Below are 21,701 nucleotides of genomic sequence, written 5' to 3' on the forward strand. Positions count from 1 at the left end.
GTTGGGGCAATCGCACGCGCTGCTGCTATGCTTGACTGGCATACATCGAAAAACACCGAAAAATAATAGGAATTTGTACATTTGACTCCCCCTCACGACGATAGCGCCATCGTGGCGACCCTGCTGGCGCAGCCTGACCGCGCCATCTTTCTTGACTTTGACGGCACGCTGGTTGACCTCGCTGCCACGCCGGACGGCGTGCGGCTGCAGCCGGGCGTGCGCGAGGCGCTCTCGCGCCTGGCGGCGCATCATGACGGTGCGCTGGCGATTGTATCCGGCCGGCCGGTCGACCAGATCGACGCCATGCTGGCGCCACTGGTGCTGCCGGTGGCTGGCGTGCATGGCGTGGAGCGCCGCGGCTTTGACGGCCAGTTGCACGTGGCGCCCACGCCCGATATCTCGCCGGTACTGGCGCGCGCGCAGTCGCTGGCGGTGCTGCATCCGGGCCTGCTGGTCGAACACAAGCGCGGCGCCGTCGCGCTGCATTACCGGCTGGCGCCCGAACTGGAACAACTGTGCGTGCGTGAAATGACGGCGGCCGTGCAAGCGTGCCCCGGTGTTTTACTGTTGCATGGCAAAATGGTTCTCGAAGCCAAGCCGGCGGCCAGCGACAAGGGCGGTGCGATTGCCGCGTTCATGCGCGAAGCACCGTTTGCCGGCCGCGTCCCCGTGTTTGCGGGCGACGACACCACCGATGAGGCAGGATTTGCCACTGTGCAGCAAGCCGGCGGCACCGGCGTCAAGGTTGGCGCCGGTGCCAGCGTGGCCGAACGGCGGCTTGACAGCCCCGACGCCTTGCGCGCCGTCTTGCTGGCCACCCCGCAACCCGAACCAGGAGTAGCCTATGACGACATCGTATGAAACCCCAAGCGGCGCCCATGCGCCTACTGCCAGCGCACCGCCTGCGCAGGCCTCGCTCGATTGCGGCGTGATCGGCAACTGCGCGTTTTCCGCGCTGGTCGACCAGTGCGGCCAGGTAGTGTGGTCGTGCCTGCCGCGCTTTGACGGCGATCCGGTATTCAACCATCTGCTCGACGGCAGCGACAACGGCAGTGTCTGGGCCATCGATATTGAAAATTTCGCGCGCAGCGAACAGTTCTACGAGCCCAATACAGCCGTGCTGCATACGCGTCTGTACGACGCGGACGGACGCGGCATTGAAATCACCGACTTTGCGCCGCGTTTCCTGAGCCGCGACCGCATGTTCCGCCCTTTGATGATGATCCGCCGCGTGCGTCCGCTCGACCATGCCGTGCGCATCCGCGTGCGCCTGCGCCCGCGTTTCGAATGGGGCAAGCTGGCCCCGCAGATCACCCAGGGCAGCCACCATATTCGCTATGTGGGGCCGGAGCAGACGCTGCGCCTCAACACCGATGTGTCGCTCAACTATGTGCTGAGTGAATCGTATTTCGTGCTCGGCGGCACCGCCAACTTCCTGCTTGGGCCCGATGAAACGCTGGCCGGCGGCATCGACGAGACGGCGCGCGTGTTCGAGAAGGAAACCATCAACTACTGGCGCACCTATACGCGACGCCTGGCCGTGCCGCTCGAATGGCAGGACGTGGTGATCCGCGCCGCCATCACGCTCAAGCTGTCGCTGTACGAAGACACCGGCGCCATTATCGCCGCCATGACCACCAGCATTCCCGAGGCGCCCGGCAGCAGCCGCAACTGGGACTACCGCTATTGCTGGCTGCGCGATGCGTTTTTCGTGGTACGGGCCTTGAACAGCCTGTCCGAAGTGGGCACGATGGAAGAATACCTGCGCTGGCTGACCAATATCGTGGCCCGTTCCAAGGGCGGCCATATCCAGCCTTTGTACGGCATCGGACTGGAAGAACTGCTGCCCGAGTCGTTTGTCGACCATCTGCCCGGCTACCGCGGCAACGGCCCGGTGCGCGTGGGCAACCAGGCGCAGGAGCATTTCCAGCATGATGTGTACGGCAATATCGTGCTGGGCGCGGCGCAGGCCTTTCTCGATCATCGCCTGTTCCACCGCGCCGGCAAGGCTGAATTTACGGCGTTGGAAGCGGTCGGCGAGCAGGCCTTCAAGCTGCACGCCGAGCCCGACGCCGGTATGTGGGAGTTGCGCACCCGCGCGCGCGTGCATACCTCGTCGATGCTGATGAGCTGGGCGGCCTGCGACCGGCTGTCGAAAGTGGCGCACAAGCTCGAACTGCCGGATCGCGCCGAATACTGGCAGGGCCGCGCCGTGATTATCCGCGAGCGCCTGCTCAAGGAGGCGTGGAGCGAAGAGCGCCAGGCTTTTGCCGAAAGCCTGGGCGGCTGCGATCTGGACGCGTCCGTGCTGCTGATGGCCGAGGTCAACTTCATCGATCCGATGGACCCGCGCTTTATCGCCACCGTCGACGCGCTCGAAGCATCGCTGTGCGACGGCCCCTATATGCGCCGCTACGAGGCGCCGGACGATTTCGGCAAGCCGGAAACGGCCTTCAATATCTGCACCTTCTGGCGCATCGACGCGCTGGCCCGCATCGGCCGCAAGGACGAAGCGCGCAAGATATTCGAAACCATGCTGCAGGCGCGCAATCACGTGGGGCTGCTGTCGGAAGACACGCATCCCGTCACCGGCGAAATGTGGGGCAACTTCCCGCAGACCTACTCGATGGTGGGGCTGATCAACTGCGCCGTGCGGCTGTCGGCGCCGTGGGATAGCGCGATTTAAACGGTGTTGTCGCCAACTCGGGGTCAGTTCCGCCAATTGGACACGGCCCCAGGCGTAGGTCGGATTAGGCGCGAAGCGCCGTAATCCGACAACACCGCTGACGCCAACAATATTGTCGGATTACGGCCCGAAGGGCCTAATCCGACCTACGCGCCGGTGTTATTTTTTTGCAGGCGCCGCGCCCGGCGTTTGCGCTCCCAGATCACGATGCCGGTGACCGACAGCATCGCCACCATCAGTCCCATCAACGACATCATGATGCGTCCCGGCATACCCAGGATGCGGCCCGAGTGCAGCGGGAACTGCAGTTGCACGAACACGTCGGCAGCCGTTCCTTCCCACGGCTTGTGCTGGCCGATAATCTTGCCGCTCATGCCGTCGACATACAGGTTGGACAGGCCCATGCCGGCCGTGCCGAATTCATCGGCCGGGTCGAAGAACGAGACGTTGTAGAACGAATAATTGCCGCCGTAATAAATGCCGCCGATCGGTGCGTTAATGCCGCGCTGCACCGCTTCCTTTTTGGCAATCGACACCGCCTGCTCGAAGCCGATCTTCGGCGTGATATGGGTGCCCAGCGGTGCAGGTACTTGGGTTTCATACGGCCCCGGCGTGGTAGTCGACACCAGCGACATGACCGGATAAAACACTTCGCGGTACAGATTGAGCGAAAACGAGGTAAACGCCACCACGATAATAATCAGCCACACCCACAGCCCGCCAGCGCGGTGCAGGTCGAAATTGAGCTTGTAGCCGCCTGCCGCCCAGCGCACCACCCACGACGGCTTCCAGCGCTGCAGCCAGCTGGCCGCGTTGCGGTGACGCGGCGCATCGGAGCGCTCGCGCAGGCGGCGGGGCAGGGTCAGGTAGAACGCCACCAGGCTGTCGAGCAGCCAGACCAGCGCCACCGTGCCCATCAGCCAGTAGCCCCAGCGGTCGGTGCCCCAGAAGGCCGGCACGTGCAGGCTGTAATGCAGGTGGCGCAGGAACGGCATCAGGCTGCGGCGTGACAGGGAAATGGCGGTCGAGTCGCGCGTGCCGGTAATCTGTGCGGTGACCGGGTCGACATACACGGTGTTGTAGTCAAGCACGTACGGCTTGCCGGTGGCCGGGTCAGGCAAGGGCCGCACCATGAACTGCGCCGCATGGCCTTGTTCCAGGCCCAGCGTGATGTAATTGACTTCCACGCGCGCATCGCTGGCGGCCACCTTCTGCGCCAGCACGAAAGGATCTTGCAGCGGGCCGCGGCCCGGCGTTTCCATGATGTCGGCATTGAGCCATTCATCGAGTTCGTGATCCCACGAGGTGACGGCGCCGGTCAGGCCGGCCACGATCAGGAACAGGGCGACAGTCAAGCCTGCCCAGCGGTGTACTACGGTCCAGAAACTACGCATGCCAGCAAACCTTCAGAAATTAAGCGGCCTGGATTTGCCAGCCAATGAGAATGGTTCTTATTGTCTGTGGTGGCGCCGGCTTTGGCAAGGTCAATATGACAACGGCCACCCGAAGGTGGCCGCTTTGCCTGATGCGCGGGACAGCTTACGCCGGTTGTACGCCGCTGGCGCTGCGGTTTTCCACCATCACCGAAATGCCCAGTACCACGATGCCGCCGCAGGCCAGCAGGGCGCCGACCCAGCCGGTCGAATGCAGGCCCATGCCCATGGCAATGGCGATGCCGCCGGCCCAGGCGCCCAGGGCGTTGGCGATATTAAAGGCCGAGTGGTTCAGGGCGGCCGCCACGGTCTGTGCATCGCCGGCCACATCCATCAGACGCGTCTGCACGGCAGGGGCCACGGCAATGCCGGCGCCGATGGCAAACAGGTTGATCGCGGTCAGCCAGACATTGCTGGTGGTAAAGCTGAACGCTGTTAGCGCCGCCACGTTCCAGACCAGCACGCCAAAGATGGTCCACAGGCGCGAACGGTCGGCCAGCCAGCCGCCGATCATGTTGCCGACCGTCATGCCGATACCGATCACGGCCAGCAGCAGCGACACCACCAGCGGCGTGACCTTGGTCACTTCCAGCAGGGTCGGGGTAATAAAGGTATAGACCGCAAACATGCCGCCAAACCCGACAGCGACCATCAGCAGCGTCAGCCACACCTGCAGGCGACGGAAGACGCCCAGTTCGCGGCGCGGACTGGCATTGCCGGCCGCTACTTTTGGCACGAAAATGCGCATCATCAGCATGGTCAGCAGGCCCAGCGCCGCCACCAGCAGGAAGGCTGGACGCCAGCCCAGCGTCTGGCCGATATAGGTCGCCAGCGGCACGCCGAAAATATTGGCCACCGTCAGGCCCATCAGCACCCGTGCCACGGCCTGGCCGCGCCGGTCCGGTTCGGCCATGGCAGCGGCCACCAGTGCGGCCACGCCAAAGAAGGCGCCATGCGGAATGCCGGCCACGAAGCGGGCAATGACCAGCATCGCGTAGTTGGGCGCAATGGCGCTCAGCAGGTTGCCAACAGCGAACATCATCATCAGGCAGATCAGCATCAGCCTGCGCGGCATGCGGGCCAGGAAAATCGTGATCAGCGGCGCGCCCACCACCACGCCCAGCGCGTAGGCGCTGATCATATGACTCATCTGCGGCAGGGTGGCACCCAGATCGTCGGCGACCACCGGCAGGATGCTCATGGAGGCAAATTCGCCGGTACCGATAGCCAGGCCGCCGATGGCCAGCGCCAGGTCGGCATAGCCAGCGCCAAATGGCGCCGTCACGCGCGGGATGAATTGATCTGCGGAAGAGTGCATGTGCTTGTTGGGTAAAGGATGGAAGGACGGGTAAAGAGGCGATATTGTAAAAGATTAAGCCATTTCCTGCTGGCGTGTGCTTAAAAATGCTGCGCTGCACATAAAGTATGGTGCAGCAGATTGTTATCGATAACATAGAGTAGCACGCAGCAGCCCGTACGTGTGGCTTCTGTTGTAGCGGCAGGAAGTTTTTGTTGCGCTGTTCGATAATCGGCTTGATATGCTTATTTTGCAAGATTGCATATCGGCTTAACTGTGTGTAGGGTAGCAATAAACCTGACCCCGTTTTTCATTGTTTTTCGCGAAAGTACCGTTATGTCCGTCCGCCTCCTGTTCAGTCTTACCGTGCTTGCTGGCGCCGCCAGCGCGCTGTGCAGTTCCGCCATCGCCGCGTCTGTCGTGGCCAAGGCCGCGTCGCCCAATGCCTGGGTCGAGGCGTCGAACCGCCACACCGCCATTGTGCTCGAAGCGCAGGCGCGCTTTTCACCCGAGAATGCGTCCGACAGCGGCCTGGCCCAATACGACGGTCTGGCCACCGACCTGGGGCCGAAGATTACCGAGCGCTATGTTGCCGCGCTGGCCCAGACGCGCGGCAAGCTGCAGTTGCGCCTGGCTGCTGAAAAAGACGAGCGCATTGCGCAGGATCTGCAGATACTGATCCACGCCGTCGACCAGGAAATCACCGGTACGCGCCTTGATGCCAAGTACACCTTGCCGTGGATCGATGTGCCGCAGATGGTGTTTGGCAGCATGCAGGGCTTGTTGCAGGAACAGCGCCCTGCCGCGCGCCGCGCCAAAGCGCTTGAACGGCTGCAGCGCTACGTGGGCCAGTTCCCCGGCAGCACTTCGATCACCGAACAGGCCAAGGCGCGCTTTACCGAAAAAATCGGCCAGCGCGGGCTGGCAGGGCCAGTGCGCCTGCAGGTCGAACAGTCGCTCGAGAACGTGCCGACCTATATCGCCGGCATCCGCAAGCTGTTTGCCGACATGAAGATCGACGGCGCCGGACCTGCGCTGGACGCGCTGGAACAGCAGCTGAACGACTATGCGGCGTGGGAGCGCAAGGTGGTGCTGCCGCTGTCGCGCACCGACTTTCGCATGGCGCCCGAACTGTATGCGTTTCGCCTGCAGCAGGTGGGCATCGATATCGCACCGCAGGCGCTGATCGAACGGGCCGAAGTGGCGTATATGGAAACGCGCGCCGCCATGCAGGCGCTGGCGCCTGTCGTGGCCACCAGATTGCAGCTGAAGGGCATTGATGGCAGCGACTATCGCCAGGTGCTGCGTGCGCTGAAAAGCGATTCGATTCCGAACGACCAGCTCGAAGCCCATTACAAGGGCGTCAATACCGAACTGGAACAGCGCATCGTGCAGCAGCGCGTTGTCGACCTGCCACAGCGCGCCATGACCATGCGCCTGGCCTCAGCGGCTGAATCGGCTGCGCTGCCGGCGCCGCATATGCGCCCGCCACCGCTGATCGGCAACAACGGCGAACACGGCCAGTTTGTGCTGCCGGTCAGTAATCCCGCAGCGCAGGGGAAGGGCGAAGCGTATGACGACTTCAACTTTGCCGGCGCCGCCTGGACCCTGAGCGCGCATGAAGGGCGCCCCGGCCACGAGCTGCAGTTCAGCGCGATGGTCGAGCGCGGCGTATCGCAGGCGCGCAGCCTGTATGCGTTCAACAGCGTCAACGTCGAAGGCTGGGCGCTGTATGCGGAAGCCGAGATGATTCCCTACGAGCCGGTCGAAGGGCAATTTATCGCGCTGCAGTTTCGCATGCTGCGCGCCGCGCGCGCCATGCTCGACCCGATGCTGAACCTGGGCCAGATCACGCGCGAAGAAGCCGGGCGCATCCTGACCGACGAAGTGATGTTGTCGAAAGCCATGGCGCGTTCGGAACTGGACCGCTACACCTTCAAGATGCCGGGCCAGGCCGGCAGCTATTTCTACGGCTACACGCGTATTTTGCAGCTGCGTGCGGAAACCGAACTGGCGCTGGGCGCGCGCTTCGACCGCCTGGCTTTCAACAACTTCCTGTTAGGCCAGGGCCTGCTGCCGCCTGACCTGCTGGCCAAGGCGGTGCGCGAGCAGTTTATTCCTGCACAGCGCGCTACGCAGACTGGTCGGTAATCGGTGGCAGTAGCGCGAAGATCATGCTGTTTGCAAGCATTATTCACGCATAAATAGTTTCTTCTATAATTTTTCTCGCTGACAGCACGGCATGGCCCGTTGCTGTCATCCAGTTGAAATCACAGGAGAGACTATGAATACCGATTCTGCCATCAACGCGGCGGGCGCACGCCCGTTCCATCCCGGCCGGCGCCTGCTGCTGGGCGCGCTGTTGTCGGCCTCGGCCGCAGCGCTGGTGCCGTGGGCGCTGGCCGAACCGGTCGACAATGCCGAGCAGGGCGCCTTTCTCGGTGTGTCGGCCTTGCTGGTGGGGCGCCTGGCGCTCGAACCTGGCCTGGCCAAGCGCCTGTATAACGCACTGGTCGCGCAGAACGCGCAATTTCCCACGCAGGTGCGCGCGCTGCTGGCGCAGATCAATGAGCAGCGTTTGACGGCAGCGACGCTGCAACCAGCCCTCGATGAAGCGCAGTCGCCGCTGGCGCCGCTGCCGCGCGAAATTGCCAGCGCGTGGTTTCTCGGCATCGTCGGCAGTGGCGAGAGTGCTGTCTGCGTGGCGTATGAGGAAGCGCTGAACGCCACCATCGTCGGTGATATCCTCAAGCCGCCCAGCTACGCCGACGGCGCTTACGGCAGCTGGGCCAGCAAACCTGAAGGAGCCGGGCATGGCTGAGTCGATGAGTACTGATTTCCTCGTTATCGGCTCGGGCATTATCGGCTCGCTGGCGGCGCGCAAGCTGGCGTTGGCCGGCGCCTCGGTGCTGATCCTTGAAGCGGGCCCGCGCGTGACGCGTGGCGAGATCGTCTCGCGCTTTCGCAATTCCACACGCCGCAGCGACCTGATGTCGCCATATCCGTCGGTGCCGACGGCGCCGCACCCGATCTACCAGCCTACCGACAGCGGCTACCTGGTGCAGGCCGGACCGTATCCGTACCCGGCCGAATATATCCGCCAGTTCGGCGGCACCACCTGGCACTGGGCGGCGCAGGCCTGGCGCAATGTACCCAACGATTTTCGATTGCACAGCCTGTATGGCGTCGGCGTGGACTGGCCGATCAGCTATGCGGACCTGGAACCGTATTACCAGGAGGCCGAGGAAATCATGGGCGTGTCCGGCGCCGACAATACCGGTTCGCCGCGCAAGCAGCCGTTTCCGATGGAACCGGTGATCGAGCCTTACGCCATGCGCCGCGTGCGCGAACGCCTCGCGCCGCAGTACAAGGTGGTCAGCAATACCACGGCGCGCAACAGCGTGAGCTACGGCGGGCGTCCGGCCTGCTGCGGCAACAACAACTGCCAGCCTATCTGCCCGGTCGACGCGCAATACCACGGCGGCATTGCCGCGCTGCAGGCCGAGGCGGCCGGTGTGACCATCCGCGTCAACGCCAATGTCTACCAGCTCGAACACGACGCGCAAGGGCGCATCACGGCCGCGCTCTACTACGACGCCGACAAAAAAAGCCAGCGCGTCACCGCCAAGACGTTCATTCTGGCCGCCAACGGCATTGAAAGCCCGCGCCTGCTGCTGCTGTCGGCGTCCGAAAAGTATCCGAAGGGGCTGGCCAATAGCAGCGACATGGTCGGGCGACACCTGATGGATCATCCGAGCACGTCGCTGACATTCGACGCCGACGAAGACCTGTGGCTGGGCCGGGGCCCGCAAAGCCCCAGCTCGATCGGCACCATGCGCGATGGCGACTTCCGTGGCCAGCACGCGGCCTACCGGCTCGATTTCACCAATATCTCGCGCGTAGACGGCGCCACCAAAGACCTGATCAGTCGCGCCGTGTTCGGCGAGGAATTCGAGCGCCAGCTGCGCTTTGCCTCGGCGCGTGAAATGAGCCTGAAAACCGTGCTTGAAGTGCTGCCTGACCCTGAAAACCGCATTACCCTCAGCAGCGAGAAAGACAGCATGGGCATCCCGAAGCCGCAGGCCCATTACTCGATCGGCGAATATACGCGCCTGGGCCACGAACGCGCGCGCCAGGATTTTGCCAATGTGGCGCGGCTGATGGGCGGCACCAATCTGCGTCCGAGCAAGGAGGGCGCCTACGCCAATAACCAGCATATCTGCGGCACGCTGTCGATGGGACGCGATCCGGCGGCGTCGGTGTGCAATGAATGGGGGCGCGCGCACGACCACGCCAACCTGTTCTTCTGCAGCACCGGCGTACTGCCCACCTGCGGCACCTGCAACTCCACCGAGAACGGCGTGGCGCTGGCGCTGCGCACGGTCGACCATATACTGGCCGAGCAGGGCATCAAGCCCGGCACAGCGGCATCAGCAGCGGGAGCGCCGGCATGAGCGCGCGGTTTGCATGGCGGCCCCTGCTGCTATCGGCCGGCCTGCTGCTGTCCAGTCACGGCCATGCGGTTGACGTGGACGCGGCGGCGCAGATCGAGCGTGGCCGTTATCTGGCCGCGGCCGGCGACTGCATCGCCTGCCACACCGTGGCCGGCGGCAAGCCGATGGCCGGCGGCCTGGCCGTCGAGACGCCGATCGGACCGATTATCGCCAGCAATATCACGCCATCGAAAAGCCATGGCATCGGCAATTACAGCCTGGCGCAGTTTTCCAGCGCCGTGCGCCACGGCGTGCGTGCCGATGGCGCCCACCTGTACCCGGCCATGCCGTACACGGCCTATGCCAAAGTCACGGACGAAGACATGGCCGCCATGTACGCCTGGTTCATGCAGGGCGTGGCGCCCGTCAATGCCGCGCCCGAACGCAGCACGCGTTTGCCGTTTCCGTTCAATATCCGCCTGTCGATGCTGGCCTGGAACTGGCTGTTTCTCGACAAGGAACCGTTCAAGGGCGACCCGGCAAAAAGCGTGGAATGGAACCGCGGCGCCTATCTGGTGCAGGGGCTGGGCCACTGCGGCACCTGCCATACGCCGCGCAATGCGCTGATGGGCGAGCAGGCGTCAAAACTGCTGGGCGGCGCCGACCTGGGCACCTGGAGCGCGCCCAATATCACGTCTGACGTCAACAGCGGCATCGGTTCGTGGAGCCGGCAGGACCTGGCCGCCTACCTGCGCACCGGGCGCAGCGCCCAGCGCGGCCAGGCTGCCGGCCCGATGGCCGAAGCGATCGACCACAGCCTGCGCCATCTGACGCCAAACGACCTCGACGCCATTGCGCTGTACATCAAAAGCGTGCCGGCGCTGCGCGACCCGAGCGACAGCAAACCAGTCACGCAGTGGGGCCAGGCCGGCGACAGGCTGGCCGAACTGCGCGGCGTGCCGCTGCCCAAAGACCTTAACCGCATGAGCGGCGCGCAGCTCTATGACGCCCACTGCGCCAGTTGCCACCAGGCGCGCGGGCAGGGCAGTTTTGACGGCAGCCTGCCGCCGCTGTTCCATAACTCCACCACCGGGCGCAGCAACACCAACAATCTGGTGATGGCCATGCTCGATGGTGTGCAGCGCCAGGGTGCCGGCGTGGGCGACGCCAACGGCTATCTGATGCCGGCGTTTCGCCAGACGCTGTCGTCCGAGCAGCTCGTCAGCCTGGGCAACTACGTGCAGCAACTGTACGGCAACCCGGCCGGCAAGGTCACGCTGGAGCAGGTCACGATTCTGCGCCAGGGTGGCGCGCCGTCGGACCTGATCGGCCTGGTGCGCGGCAGCCTGATCGTTGCCGGCCTGGCGCTCCTGCTGGCCATACTCTGGTGGCGCCGTCGCAAGGAGGACTAGAGTATCGCTGCAGGGCGTGCTACGATATGCAATCATCTTGCATTAGTGTGCCGCCCTCGCATGTTGCTTTCTGTTTTTGCTGCTGACCGACTTCACCCGGCTCGCCCGCCCTGGCTGCGCTGGGTGGCGTGGCTGCTGGCGGCAGCGCTGGTCTGGCAACTGCTGGGCGCCACGCAGCACAGCCATGCGCTGGGTACACACGCGGTCGATTGCAGCGCCTGTTTTGTGGACAGCCTGCCGCCGGCCAGCCAGCCATTCGCGCCGCTGGCGCCGCAGCCTGGCGCATGGACGCTGCAGCAGATACTGTTGCCGGCCATGGCGCCGGCTGGCCTGTTGCCAAAGCCCCTCCTGATTCCGCTCGCGCACGGCCCGCCGTGCATTCCTGGCTCCTGTTGATATCCGGTGCGCTTTGGCGCGCCGCTTTACACCAACCTGCTGGGGAAGAACGTGTTATCCATACTAGATCTGGACTACCGGCGCTGCGGCCAGAGCGTGCTGTCGGTGCCGTCGTTTGCGCTGGCGCGCGGCGAACATGCGCTGCTGCTGGGGCCATCGGGCGCCGGCAAATCCACGCTGCTGCACCTGCTGGCAGCCATACTGAGTCCGCAGGCGGGCCGCATCAGTGTCGACGGTGTCGACATTGGCGCGCTGGCGCCGCGCGAGGCTGACCGCTGGCGCGGCCGTCATGTGGGCTACTTGCCGCAGCAGCTGTCGCTGCTTGCCAGCCTGAGCGTGCGCGACAATGTGCTGCTGCCCGGCTACGCCAGCGGCCAGCCGGCCGATCCGGCGCGTGCCGATGCGCTGCTGGCCCAGCTTGGCCTTGCCGGCAAGGCGCAAGCCAAACCGCACCAATTGAGCGGCGGGCAGCGCCAGCGCGTGGCCATTGCGCGCGCCGTGCTGAACCGGCCGCGCCTGCTGCTGGCCGATGAACCGACCGCCAGCCTCGATGATGAAGCCTGCCAGAGCGTGACCGCCTTGCTGTTGCGCCAGGCGCAGGAGTCCGGTGCGTCACTGATTATTGCCAGCCATGATGCCAGGCTGATTGCCGCCATGCCCGTCGCCCTGGTTTTGCGCCTGCCTGCGCGGGAGGGCCTGCCATGCGCCGCCTAAACGCCGTCACGCTGGCGCTGGCCGCCTTGCGCTATCAAAAACTGTCGAGCGCCCTGAACCTGCTGCTGATGGCGTTTGGCGTGGCGCTGATGACGTTTATCGTCGCCGTCAGCGCCCAGCTGGAGCAGGGCGCGCTGCGCGACGCCGACGGCATCGATATGGTGGTGGGCGCGAAGGGCTCGCCGTTGCAGCTGATCCTGTCGTCCGTGTATCACATCGATATCCCGACCGGCAATATTCCGGCCACGGCGCAGGCTGAACTGGCAGCCAATCGGCTGGTGGCGCAAGTGATTCCACTGGCGCTTGGCGACAGCTACCAGGGCTACCGCATCGTCGGCACCAACTCTGACTATGTGCGCCAATACGGCGGGCAGGCAGCTACCGGCGTGCTGTTTGGCGGACCGATGCAGGTGGTGCTGGGAGCAGAAGCGGCGCGCGTAACGGGCAAAAAGCCGGGCGACAGCTTTGCCGGCTCGCACGGCCTGGTGGCCGGCGGCGAGCAGCATGCGCATGCGCCGTATCAGGTGGTGGGTGTCCTGCGCCCGACCGGCACTGTGCTTGACCGGCTGATCGTCACACCCGTCGCCTCGGTCTGGCATGTGCATGACACCGACCCCGACCATGTGCGCACAGCCGCCAGCGCCAACGAGCACGAGGTAACGGCCCTGCTGGTGCGCTACGCCTCGCCGCTGGCTGCCGTCAGCCTGCCGCGCTGGATCAACAGCCAGACGCGCCTGCAGGCGGCCCAGCCGGCGTTCGAGGCCGCCAAGCTGTTCCAGCTGCTGGGCGTGGGCGCCGATGTGCTGCGCGCCATAGCCGGCGGCGTACTGGCCGTGGCCTGCCTGTCGATGCTGGTGGCGCTGTATCACGCGCTGCAGGAACGCCAGGCCGACCTGGCCATTTTGCGCACGCTGGGCGCGCCACCACGTACCTTGCTGCTACTGCTGCTGACCCAGGGCCTGCTGCTCTCGCTGGGCGGCGCGCTGTTGGGCTGGCTGCTGGGCCACGCCGGCGTGGGCCTGCTCGGCCAACTGATGCAGGCGCAGCAAAACCTCGGCCTGTCTGCCTGGCGTATCACGCCATCCGAAGCATGGCTGCTGCCGGTTGCCGCCGCTGTCGGCTTGCTCGCTGCGCTGCTACCCGCCGTGCGCGCCTACCGTACCGATATTGCGGCCACGCTGGCCCATCACTGAAAGAAAACCATGCAACGAGCTACTACAGTTTTATGCCTGATGTTCCTGGCCGCTCCCGTGCTGGCCAAACCCGGCCATCCCGCCATCACGGCGGCAACCGACAACGCCCCTGCGGCGCTGACGTTTCCGGTGCTGACCGATATGCCGGGCGTGCTGCCCTGGTCGCTGCTGGGCCAGGCCACCACCGTCAAGGGCAAGGGCGGGCGCATGCTGCCCAAATACACGCCAGCCATTGCTGCGCTGGACCAGACGGACGTGAAAGTGCAGGGCTACATGATGCCGCTGCAGCCGGGCCAGCTGCACAAGCATTTCCTGCTGACGGTCACCTCGGCCAGTTGCCCGTTCTGCCTGCCGGCCGGACCGGAGGGCGTGGTCGAGGTCAACAGCAGCAGCGCCGTCAAGTTCGGCTACGCTCCGCTGGTCATGTCGGGCAAGATGACGGTGCTGAAAAACGATTCGATGGGCTTGTACTACCGCATCGACAATGCCACCCTGGTGGCGCCGTGAAGTGGGCATGGGCACTGTTTTTTATGTTGCCAATGGCCATGGCGCATGACAATCCGCCAGCGCTGCGCCTGCCCACGCTGGACGGCCAGCGCCTGGTCACCCTGGCCAGCTTCCACGACCGGCCCGTGCTGCTGAACTTCTGGTCCAGCAGCTGCGTGCCGTGCGTGCGCGAACTGCCGCTGCTGCAGGCGCAGTCGCAAACGTCGTCCATGGCGTATGTGGGCGTGGCGATCGATGATCCGGCGCCTGCCGCCGCATTCGCGCTGCGCGTCGGCGTGCACTACCTGCAGCTGGCGGCGCCACCGGCCGACGGCGCCGCGTTGCTGCGCCGCTTCGGCAACCGCCTGGGCGCGCTGCCCTATACCGTTGTGCTGAACCGCGCGCACCAGTCTTGCGCCATGCGGCTCGGTGCGGTCGATACGGCATGGCTTCAAAGTTCCTCCCTGGCGTGTAACTAAAGCCTTGCGAGGACAGGACTGACAAAAAAAGGTCGCTCTGAGTGTGCGCCAGGTGCTGATGACGCTATGCCTGTCAAGGCAGAGAAGCTCACGATGGCTGCTACGAGGATAAAATTCATGAAGTTTAATTTTCTTCGGCAATCCTGTTCCAGGAAGGATACTTCCACGGAAGTATGTTCTCCAGCGCCGTGATTTTTGCGGTAGGTACCAATGCGCCTTGACCATCGGTTTTTGGCAAGAGTGCCAGTTTTCGCTCCAGCCCTGGTTGCAGTTCAGCGGGCACAAACAGCCACGGCTGCACATGCCAGTCGCCAGGCACTGCGCAGTCTCTGACAAGTGCCTGTTTTAGCTGCGTCCAGTGTTCATTCCAGCCTGTAATGCGCTTCAGTAGCGCATTGAGTGATTTGGAATAGCTGACTTCACATAGAAAAACTTCCCTGGTGCGAAAATTCACGGCTACAGCGTCGCAATACCAGTGGTGCCCGGTCCTGTCGGGATTGTGGCCGGGGTTTAATTGTATGCAGCATTCGGTATTGATAAACATTGCTCGATCTGCACGCAGATAGTCCGTTACGACACCTTGAAAGTAATCCATATATTCAGTAAGTTTTCATAGTTTGAAGTAAGTTTGACACTGCTCGTTGGTCTGATGCAAAGCAGACTGCGCATGTGCAAGGTCATGGTGTTTTTCAGGGAGAGGGACGGCAAGCCTGAAACCAAGGATAATAGCGGCTTGTTTAATCAGTACAGAGTTTGGATTCTCCATGGAAATTAAGGTCAACTTTCTCGACAAGCTGCGCCTGGAAGCGAAGTTCGATGATTTTACGGTGATTGCCGACCAGCCGATCCGCTATAAAGGCGATGGCTCGGCGCCCGGTCCCTTCGATTACTTCCTCGCTTCGTCGGCGCTGTGCGCGGCGTATTTTGTCAAATTGTATTGCGATACACGTAATATTTCTACAGAGAATATTCGTCTGTCGCAAAACAATATCGTTGACCCGGAGAACCGCTACCAGCAGATTTTCAAGATCCAGCTTGAGTTGCCGGCAGATATCTCGGAAAAAGACCGCCAGGGCATGCTGCGCTCGATCGACCGCTGCACGGTCAAGAAAGTGGTGCAGGCCGGCCCGGATTTCGTGATCGAGGAGGTTGCCAGCCTGGACGCCGACGCGCAGGCGCTGCTGACGCTCAATCCCGATACCGACGCGCGCACCTATATCGCAGGCAAGGACTTGCCGCTGGAGCAGACCATCGCCAATATGTCGGCGCTGCTTGCCGGCCTGGGCATCAAGATCGAGATCGCCTCGTGGCGCAATATCGTGCCCAATGTGTGGTCGCTGCATATCCGCGATGCGCATTCGCCGATGTGCTTTACCAACGGCAAAGGTTCGACCAAGGAAAGTGCGCTGGCCTCGGCGCTGGGCGAATATATCGAGCGCCTGAGCTGCAATCACTTCTATGCCGGCAGCTACTGGGGCCAGGACATCGCCAACGCCGCCTTCGTGCATTATCCGGAAGAGCGCTGGTTCAAGCCGGGCAAGAAAGATACCTTGCCGCGTGAGATCCTCGACGATTACTGCCTCGATATCTATGACGCCGATGGTGAACTGCGCGGCTCGCACCTGATCGACACCAACTCGGGCAACACAGAGCGCGGCATCTGCGCGCTGCCGTATGTACGCCGTTCGGACGGCGAGACCGTGTATTTCCCGTCCAATCTGATTGAAAACCTGTTTGTCAGCAACGGCATGAGCGCCGGCAATACGCTGGTCGAAGCGCAGGTGCAGTGCCTGTCCGAGATTTTCGAGCGCGCCGTCAAGCGCGAGATTATCGAAGGCGAAATCTGCCTGCCCGACGTGCCGCAGGACGTGCTGGCCAAATTTCCCGGCATCGTGGCCGGCATCAAGGGCCTGGAAGAGCAGGGCTTTCCGGTGCTGGTCAAGGACGCCTCGCTGGGCGGCGTCTATCCGGTGATGTGCGTGACGCTGATGAACCCGCGCACCGGCGGCGTGTTTGCCTCGTTTGGCGCGCACCCGAGCCTGCAGGTGGCGCTTGAGCGCAGCCTGACCGAACTGATGCAGGGCCGCAGCTTCGAGGGCCTGAACGACCTGCCGCCGCCGACCTTTACCAGCGAAGCGGTGACCGAGCCAAACAACTTTGTCGAGCATTTCATCGATTCGAGCGGCATCGTGTCATGGCGCTTTTTCAGCGCCAAAGCCGATTACGACTTTGTCGAGTGGGATTTCTCGGGCCAGGGCGAGCGCTCCAATGCCGAAGAAGCCGCCGCCCTGTTCGGCATTCTCGACGCCATGGGCAAGGAAGTCTATACGGCCGTCTACGACCACCTGGGCGCGACCGCCTGCCGCATCCTGGTGCCCGGTTACTCGGAAGTCTATCCCGTGGAAGACTTGGTGTGGGACAACACCAACAAGGCGCTGCTGTTCCGCGAAGACGTGCTCAATATCCATCGCCTCGATGACGAGCGCCTGGAAGAGCTGCTCGAGCGCCTGGAAAATAACGAGCTCGATGAACACTCCGATATCGCCACCCTGATCGGCATTGAGTTCGATGAAAACACCGTCTGGGGCCAACTGAGTGTGCTGGAACTGAAACTGCTGATCAACCTGGCGCTGCAGCAGCTTGAATCGGCGCAGGAACTGGTCGGCGCCTTTTTGCAGTACAACGACAACACGGTCGAGCGCAAACTGTTTTACCAGGCCATGCAAGCGGTACTGGAAGTGGCGCTCGATGACGAGATGGAACTGGACGATTACGTAGCCAATTTCCGCCGCATGTTTGGCGACGCGCGCATGGATGCAGTGCTCGGTTCGGTCGACGGCAGCGTGCGCTTTGCCGGCCTGACGCCGACCAGCATGGCGCTCGAAGGGCTCGATCGCCATCAGCGATTGCTCGACAGCTACAAGAAGCTGCACGCGGCGCGTGCCAGGGCGGCTGTCAAGTAAAACACCACCGGCGCATGCTGGAGCATATGCCCGGGAAAGTGCGTGCATTTGTGGAATTCATGCGCACCGCCACAGGAAAAAACAAGGCGTGCGATGTATGAGCTACGCCCGACAACCTGGCAATCCACGAATGCCAGATGCTCATTTTTTGGGTATTACACAGCCGGTGGAGGCCGCAGCGTGTCATGACCGATCAGCTGGTGCGCTCTTGCATCGGCAAACTTAGCCGAGACGCCGCAGTGAAATTGAGAAGTATGTGCATTGCCAAGCTACCAAGCCGGCAGAAGATGACTGCTCGTGCAACGGCGACTTGCGCCTGATTAGGCGCAAGTCGCGCAGTGTGCCACAGGAGATTACGCACGGTCTTGCGCCACGTCGTACAGGGAATCACGCTACTGCAAAATTGATGGCTATACCGTCGGAACCGTTCCGCCATCGATCACATGTTCCGAGCCTGCGACCGAGGCGGCGCGTGGCGACACGAGGAATGTGATGAAATCCGCCACTTCCTGTGGCTTGGCTGGGCGGCCGATGGCAATTCCACCGAGCCATTCCATGATCAGTTTCTTGCCACCCTCGTAGTCCGTGTCGTGTTCGCGCGCCATGCGCTCGGCGAACTCAGCCGACGCCTCGGTCTCGATCCAGCCAGGCGAGACGCTCAAAACCCGCACACCCTTCGGCGTCACTTCCTTCGACAAGGATTTGCTGTACGTCGAAAGAGCGCCCTTGGCCGCAGCGTAAGCGGTCGTCGATGTCCAGAGCGGGAGGATGTGCTGGATTGAACTCACGTGCAAAACGACGCCTGCGCCATTTGCCAGCATTCGCGGCACCAGTGCACGATCCAGGCGGACCGCAGACATGAAGTTAAGGTTCAGTTCATCGAACCAGACAGCATCGTCGAGGACCGCGAAACCACCGACCGGAGCGGTCGAGCCTCCGAGGCTGTTGATCAGAATGTCGACGCTGCCCCAGTGCTCCTCGACCGCACGGACCAGCTTGGCCACGCCTTCAGCAGTAGACAAGTCGGTCGCTACGTAGGTCACACCCTGCACCGGCTTTTCCGGGGCGGAGCGTGCCGAGGTCATCACCTCCACTCCAGCATTCAGCAAACTTTTGACGAGGGCAGCGCCCAGACCCTTGGTACCGCCGGTGACCAGGGCGCGCTTGCCTTGCAATTCGAGGTCGAAGCTCATACGTTGATCTCCAGCGACTCGATCAGGCCATGATCGAGGCCGAACCGGTAAGACAGGTTGGCGGGGCTGCCGGGGAAGTTGCCGGTAACCTTGGCCATCACAACGTGGAAGCCGTCGTTGTTTTTCATGTCGAACGGCACGGTCGTCGCGTTGTACTTGACTGATGCCGCAGCCAGGAAGGCCGTGATGGTGTCGATGCCTTCGTATGTGTGGCCGTCGTCCTTCAGGATGGCATCGTCTTTGAAGCATTGTTTCAATGCTTCACTATCGTGTTCGGATGCGAAGTATGTCGAGATCGGTTCGGGAAGCGTCAGGGTGTGCATGTTGGTGGCTCCAAGTGGTGACTGAAGCCCTATAATGCGCGCCGCCGTTTGATTAGGGAATATTCTAGAATATGGATGGCTTATGTAGAGTCGCGAGCATAATGCCGCGTATGAACTACTGTCGTGGAAGTGCCTGGTCAAGGTTGACCGAAGGGGCCTCGATCAAGCAGACAATCGATGAAGGCACTGAGGAGGGCCGGTCGATGCTGCCGGTTCGGGTAGTATAGAAAAAGCCCGGGTCGCGTGATTGACCAGTCGGCGAGTACCTGGACCAGCTGCCCCTGCGCCAGTAATTCGCCCACGCCATCCTGCTCGAAGTGATAGGCAATCCCAAGTCCGTTGAGCGCGGCGGCAATACCAATGTCGGCGTGATTGGTGACGACCGGCCCAGCGACCGCGACTTCGATGCTCTGCTCACGCTTCTTGAACTCCCAACGATAATGCCTTCCCTCCATCTGCAGCCGCCAATTTATACAGGCATGCTGGTGGAGATCGGCTGGTGACCTGGGTGTGCCGTGACGCGCGAGGTAGTCCGGTGACGCCACCGCGACCATGTTCATGTCCGGTGTCAGGCGGATAGCTACCATGTCCTTCTCAAGCTGCCCACCCACGCGGATGCCTGCATCAAAGCGGCCGATGACGATATCGGCCAGCGCATCGTCCACCACGATATCGAGCACGACGTCAGGATGGGCTTGATGAAAGCGTGCAAGGCGTGGCGCAATGACCATCCGCGCGCCGATTCCAAGCGTGTTGATGCGCAGCGTACCACTCATCTGCCCTGCGGCTTCGCTGGCTTCAGCGACCGCCACGTCCATTTCTCGGAATAAAGGGGCCAAGCGGTGATACAGCTGCTCGCCGCTTGCCGACGGCGCGACGCTGCGAGTGGTGCGATTGAGAAGGCGGCTGCCAATGCGGCTTTCCAGCTGGCGAATGGTCTGGCTGAGCGCTGAAGGCGACAGGCCAAGGTGTTCCGCTGCCCGTGCGAAACTGTGCCGCTCAACGACCGCGACAAATGCTTTTAGCTCGGCAAATTCAGATCCACGCATTATGTGCTAATTTCTACATGAAGGATGCTCATTATAGACTGGTCTTTATACTAATAACATTGCGCATGCAGTCAAGTAGTTGCAACGACCGCGTTGCCCGCCACGCTCGCAGCTGCGCCGCGTCTATTTCAGAAAGTCATATCCTCCAGCCGTTTTTTGAGGCAATGTGCATTGCGCCGATGCGCGTTTTCCAAATATGTACTATCATTAGTTACATGAGAAGAGACAGCAAACTTTCATCGATACTGCATGTGCTGCTGCATATGGCGCATATTGGACGCCCGATGACGTCCGAGGAGCTGGCCGGCTACCTCACCACCAATGCGGTGCTGGTGCGCCGCGTGATGGCGGGGCTGCGCGAACGCGGTTATGTGGCGTCGGTCAAGGGCCACGGCGGCGGCTGGAGCATCAGTTGCAACCTGCAGCAGGTGACGCTGCGCGATATCTATGAAGCGGTCGGTTCGCCCACCGTGTTCGCCATGGGCAATCGGGTCGACCATCCCGAATGCCTGGTCGAGCAAGTGGTCAACGCCTCGCTGGCCAGCGCTTTTCTCGATGCCGAAGCCTTGCTGATCGCGCGTCTGGGGGAGGTCACGCTGGCCGACCTGGCGCAGCGCTTCAGCGCCATCTATCCCGATTCAACCCATTTACCAGGAGCGCTGCATGTCCAGTCAAAATGAACCACCCGATCTTTATGACGTAGTGATTGTCGGCGGCAGCTATGCCGGCCTGTCGGCCGCATTGCAACTGGCGCGGGCGCGCCGGCGCGTGCTGGTGATCGACGCCGGCGTGCGCCGCAACCGCACGGCCGCCCATTCGCACGGCTTTCTGACGCAGGACGGCCGCCCGCCCGGCGAGATTGCTGCCGAAGGCAAGGCGCAGTTGCTCAAGTATCCAACCGTGCACTGGCAGGATGGCAGTGCCGTGCAAGCAACAGACACTCCACAAGGTTTTTCTGTACAGCTGGCCGGTGGCAGTGCGGTGAAAGGCAAGCGCCTGATCCTGGCCAGCGGCGTGATCGATGAAATGCCCGCGGTTGAAGGGCTGGCCGAGCGCTGGGGCGTGCACGTGTTTCACTGCCCCTACTGCGATGGCTATGAACTGGAGCAGGGCCGTATCGGCGTGCTGGCCACCGGCCCGCTGTCCATGCATCATGCCATGATGCTGCCCGACTGGGGCCAGGTCACGTTTTTCCTCAACGATGCCTTTGCGCCCGACGCAGAACAGCTGGCGGCGCTGGCGCGGCGCGGCGTCACGCTGGTGTCCACGCCGGTGGCGCGCATCGAAGGCGATGCCGACGTGGTGCTGGTCGACGGCAGCACGCACACCATGGCGGGTCTGTTTGCTGCCTGCCGCACTTCTCCGGCCAGCCCGCTGGCAGCGCAGCTGGGCTGCGTGATCGAGGAGGGACCAATCGGTCCGTTCGTGCAGACCGACCTGCAAAAAGCCACCAGCGTGACCGGCGTCTATGCCTGTGGCGACACGGCGCGCATGGCCGGCGGCGTAGCCTTTGCGGTGGCGGACGGCGTGATGGCGGGCGTGGCGGCGCATCAGTCGCTGATCTTTGCTGCGCACTGACCGCCTTGACGGTGCTGCCGGCATGCAGCAAAAGCGCGAGCAGGGGATAATGGCGCATTGATATCA

At 62.8% G+C, this 21,701-nt stretch carries 20 protein-coding genes; 14 read left to right on the plus strand and 6 right to left on the minus strand.

Features of this window, described 5'->3' with window-relative positions; translation table 11 throughout:
• Nucleotides 1–81 precede the first annotated feature (81 nt).
• Both otsB and GCM43_RS22125 read left to right on the plus strand, forming a co-directional pair.
• Nucleotides 82–861 carry a trehalose-phosphatase gene (gene otsB, locus GCM43_RS22120; RefSeq protein WP_152248053.1) on the plus strand — a complete coding sequence of 260 codons (780 nt, stop codon included), beginning with the start codon at nt 82–84 and terminating at the stop codon, nt 859–861.
• Nucleotides 845–2,686, plus strand: a complete 1,842-nt coding sequence (locus GCM43_RS22125) for a glycoside hydrolase family 15 protein (protein ID WP_152248054.1) — start codon at nt 845–847, stop codon at nt 2,684–2,686. The genes otsB and GCM43_RS22125 overlap by 17 nt, the downstream gene beginning before the upstream one ends.
• 146 nt (nt 2,687–2,832) lie before the next feature.
• Here the strand turns inward: GCM43_RS22125 and GCM43_RS22130 are convergent, their stop codons facing one another.
• Together GCM43_RS22130 and GCM43_RS22135 are read right to left on the minus strand one after the other, a co-directional pair.
• Nucleotides 2,833–4,080, minus strand: coding sequence for a PepSY-associated TM helix domain-containing protein (locus GCM43_RS22130; protein WP_152248055.1), 1,248 nt, complete (start codon nt 4,078–4,080; stop codon nt 2,833–2,835).
• A 145-nt stretch (nt 4,081–4,225) separates the two neighbouring features.
• Nucleotides 4,226–5,437, minus strand: a complete 1,212-nt coding sequence (locus tag GCM43_RS22135; RefSeq protein ID WP_193315702.1) for an MFS transporter — start codon at nt 5,435–5,437, stop codon at nt 4,226–4,228.
• A gap of 315 nt (nt 5,438–5,752) precedes the next feature.
• Here GCM43_RS22135 and GCM43_RS22140 point away from each other — a divergent pair, with 315 nt between their 5' ends.
• The 9 genes from GCM43_RS22140 (at nt 5,753) to GCM43_RS22180 (ending at nt 14,529) form a co-directional block, all read left to right on the plus strand.
• Nucleotides 5,753–7,567 (plus strand): DUF885 domain-containing protein, encoded by a 1,815-nt coding sequence (locus tag GCM43_RS22140; RefSeq protein WP_152248056.1) that lies wholly within the window; start codon nt 5,753–5,755, stop codon nt 7,565–7,567.
• Between the two features lie 133 nt (nt 7,568–7,700).
• On the plus strand, nt 7,701–8,237 hold the full coding sequence (locus GCM43_RS22145) for a sugar dehydrogenase complex small subunit (RefSeq protein WP_152248057.1): 537 nt from the start codon (nt 7,701–7,703) through the stop codon (nt 8,235–8,237).
• Entirely contained in the window at nt 8,230–9,870 is a 1,641-nt protein-coding gene (locus GCM43_RS22150; RefSeq protein WP_152248058.1) for a GMC family oxidoreductase, read from the plus strand. The genes GCM43_RS22145 and GCM43_RS22150 overlap by 8 nt, the downstream gene beginning before the upstream one ends.
• Nucleotides 9,867–11,261: a cytochrome c gene (locus GCM43_RS22155; protein WP_152248059.1), complete on the plus strand. Its 1,395-nt coding sequence runs from the start codon at nt 9,867–9,869 to the stop codon at nt 11,259–11,261. The genes GCM43_RS22150 and GCM43_RS22155 overlap by 4 nt, the downstream gene beginning before the upstream one ends.
• 60 nt (nt 11,262–11,321) lie before the next feature.
• Nucleotides 11,322–11,657: a hypothetical protein gene (locus GCM43_RS22160; RefSeq protein WP_152248060.1), complete on the plus strand. Its 336-nt coding sequence runs from the start codon at nt 11,322–11,324 to the stop codon at nt 11,655–11,657.
• Between the two features lie 51 nt (nt 11,658–11,708).
• Entirely contained in the window at nt 11,709–12,371 is a 663-nt protein-coding gene (locus tag GCM43_RS22165) for an ABC transporter ATP-binding protein (protein WP_193315703.1), read from the plus strand.
• On the plus strand, nt 12,359–13,564 hold the full coding sequence (locus GCM43_RS22170; protein ID WP_152248062.1) for an ABC transporter permease: 1,206 nt from the start codon (nt 12,359–12,361) through the stop codon (nt 13,562–13,564). Before GCM43_RS22165 ends, GCM43_RS22170 begins: the two co-directional genes overlap by 13 nt.
• Before the next feature lie 9 nt (nt 13,565–13,573).
• Nucleotides 13,574–14,071 (plus strand): DUF3299 domain-containing protein, encoded by a 498-nt coding sequence (locus tag GCM43_RS22175; RefSeq protein WP_152248063.1) that lies wholly within the window; start codon nt 13,574–13,576, stop codon nt 14,069–14,071.
• The gene (locus GCM43_RS22180) at nt 14,068–14,529 is read left to right on the plus strand and encodes a TlpA family protein disulfide reductase (RefSeq protein ID WP_226929613.1); all 462 of its coding nucleotides are present in this window, start codon (nt 14,068–14,070) and stop codon (nt 14,527–14,529) included. Before GCM43_RS22175 ends, GCM43_RS22180 begins: the two co-directional genes overlap by 4 nt.
• Before the next feature lie 124 nt (nt 14,530–14,653).
• On the opposite strand, the gene GCM43_RS22185 is transcribed toward GCM43_RS22180, so the two are convergent.
• A complete protein-coding gene (locus GCM43_RS22185; protein WP_152248064.1) occupies nt 14,654–15,124 on the minus strand; it encodes a hypothetical protein in 471 nt (156 codons plus the stop codon).
• A gap of 169 nt (nt 15,125–15,293) precedes the next feature.
• Between GCM43_RS22185 and GCM43_RS22190 the strand changes: the two genes are divergently transcribed.
• Nucleotides 15,294–17,492 (plus strand): OsmC domain/YcaO domain-containing protein, encoded by a 2,199-nt coding sequence (locus GCM43_RS22190; protein ID WP_152248065.1) that lies wholly within the window; start codon nt 15,294–15,296, stop codon nt 17,490–17,492.
• A gap of 410 nt (nt 17,493–17,902) precedes the next feature.
• On the opposite strand, the gene GCM43_RS22195 is transcribed toward GCM43_RS22190, so the two are convergent.
• From GCM43_RS22195 to GCM43_RS22205, 3 genes are all read right to left on the minus strand, one after another.
• Nucleotides 17,903–18,685: an SDR family oxidoreductase gene (locus GCM43_RS22195; RefSeq protein WP_152248066.1), complete on the minus strand. Its 783-nt coding sequence runs from the start codon at nt 18,683–18,685 to the stop codon at nt 17,903–17,905.
• A complete protein-coding gene (locus GCM43_RS22200) occupies nt 18,682–19,008 on the minus strand; it encodes a nuclear transport factor 2 family protein (RefSeq protein ID WP_152248067.1) in 327 nt (108 codons plus the stop codon). Before GCM43_RS22200 ends, GCM43_RS22195 begins: the two co-directional genes overlap by 4 nt.
• A gap of 137 nt (nt 19,009–19,145) precedes the next feature.
• Nucleotides 19,146–20,057 carry a LysR family transcriptional regulator gene (locus tag GCM43_RS22205; RefSeq protein WP_152248068.1) on the minus strand — a complete coding sequence of 304 codons (912 nt, stop codon included), beginning with the start codon at nt 20,055–20,057 and terminating at the stop codon, nt 19,146–19,148.
• A gap of 215 nt (nt 20,058–20,272) precedes the next feature.
• Between GCM43_RS22205 and GCM43_RS22210 the strand changes: the two genes are divergently transcribed.
• Together GCM43_RS22210 and GCM43_RS22215 are read left to right on the plus strand one after the other, a co-directional pair.
• Nucleotides 20,273–20,737, plus strand: coding sequence for an RrF2 family transcriptional regulator (locus GCM43_RS22210; protein ID WP_152248069.1), 465 nt, complete (start codon nt 20,273–20,275; stop codon nt 20,735–20,737).
• Entirely contained in the window at nt 20,721–21,635 is a 915-nt protein-coding gene (locus tag GCM43_RS22215) for an NAD(P)/FAD-dependent oxidoreductase (RefSeq protein WP_152248070.1), read from the plus strand. The genes GCM43_RS22210 and GCM43_RS22215 overlap by 17 nt, the downstream gene beginning before the upstream one ends.
• Nucleotides 21,636–21,701: the final 66 nt, after the last annotated feature.

The sequence above is a fragment of the Janthinobacterium aquaticum genome, from assembly GCF_009208565.1.
Lineage (GTDB): Bacteria > Pseudomonadota > Gammaproteobacteria > Burkholderiales > Burkholderiaceae_D > Janthinobacterium.

What these genes read in the sequence shown, in the direction of transcription:
- GCM43_RS22150 (WP_152248058.1), top strand. Translation starts at nt 8,230, where the DNA reads ATGGCTGAGTCGATGAGTACTGATTTCCTCGTTATCGGCTCGGGCATT.
- GCM43_RS22190 (WP_152248065.1), top strand. Translation starts at nt 15,294, where the DNA reads ATGGAAATTAAGGTCAACTTTCTCGACAAGCTGCGCCTGGAAGCGAAG.
- GCM43_RS22125 (WP_152248054.1), top strand. Translation starts at nt 845, where the DNA reads ATGACGACATCGTATGAAACCCCAAGCGGCGCCCATGCGCCTACTGCC.
- GCM43_RS22155 (WP_152248059.1), top strand. Translation starts at nt 9,867, where the DNA reads ATGAGCGCGCGGTTTGCATGGCGGCCCCTGCTGCTATCGGCCGGCCTG.
- GCM43_RS22210 (WP_152248069.1), top strand. Translation starts at nt 20,273, where the DNA reads ATGAGAAGAGACAGCAAACTTTCATCGATACTGCATGTGCTGCTGCAT.
- GCM43_RS22185 (WP_152248064.1), bottom strand. Translation starts at nt 15,124, where the DNA reads ATGGATTACTTTCAAGGTGTCGTAACGGACTATCTGCGTGCAGATCGA.
- GCM43_RS22160 (WP_152248060.1), top strand. Translation starts at nt 11,322, where the DNA reads ATGTTGCTTTCTGTTTTTGCTGCTGACCGACTTCACCCGGCTCGCCCG.
- GCM43_RS22130 (WP_152248055.1), bottom strand. Translation starts at nt 4,080, where the DNA reads ATGCGTAGTTTCTGGACCGTAGTACACCGCTGGGCAGGCTTGACTGTC.
- GCM43_RS22175 (WP_152248063.1), top strand. Translation starts at nt 13,574, where the DNA reads ATGCAACGAGCTACTACAGTTTTATGCCTGATGTTCCTGGCCGCTCCC.
- GCM43_RS22195 (WP_152248066.1), bottom strand. Translation starts at nt 18,685, where the DNA reads ATGAGCTTCGACCTCGAATTGCAAGGCAAGCGCGCCCTGGTCACCGGC.
- GCM43_RS22205 (WP_152248068.1), bottom strand. Translation starts at nt 20,057, where the DNA reads ATGCGTGGATCTGAATTTGCCGAGCTAAAAGCATTTGTCGCGGTCGTT.
- GCM43_RS22135 (WP_193315702.1), bottom strand. Translation starts at nt 5,437, where the DNA reads ATGCACTCTTCCGCAGATCAATTCATCCCGCGCGTGACGGCGCCATTT.
- GCM43_RS22170 (WP_152248062.1), top strand. Translation starts at nt 12,359, where the DNA reads ATGCGCCGCCTAAACGCCGTCACGCTGGCGCTGGCCGCCTTGCGCTAT.
- GCM43_RS22145 (WP_152248057.1), top strand. Translation starts at nt 7,701, where the DNA reads ATGAATACCGATTCTGCCATCAACGCGGCGGGCGCACGCCCGTTCCAT.
- GCM43_RS22215 (WP_152248070.1), top strand. Translation starts at nt 20,721, where the DNA reads ATGTCCAGTCAAAATGAACCACCCGATCTTTATGACGTAGTGATTGTC.
- GCM43_RS22200 (WP_152248067.1), bottom strand. Translation starts at nt 19,008, where the DNA reads ATGCACACCCTGACGCTTCCCGAACCGATCTCGACATACTTCGCATCC.
- GCM43_RS22140 (WP_152248056.1), top strand. Translation starts at nt 5,753, where the DNA reads ATGTCCGTCCGCCTCCTGTTCAGTCTTACCGTGCTTGCTGGCGCCGCC.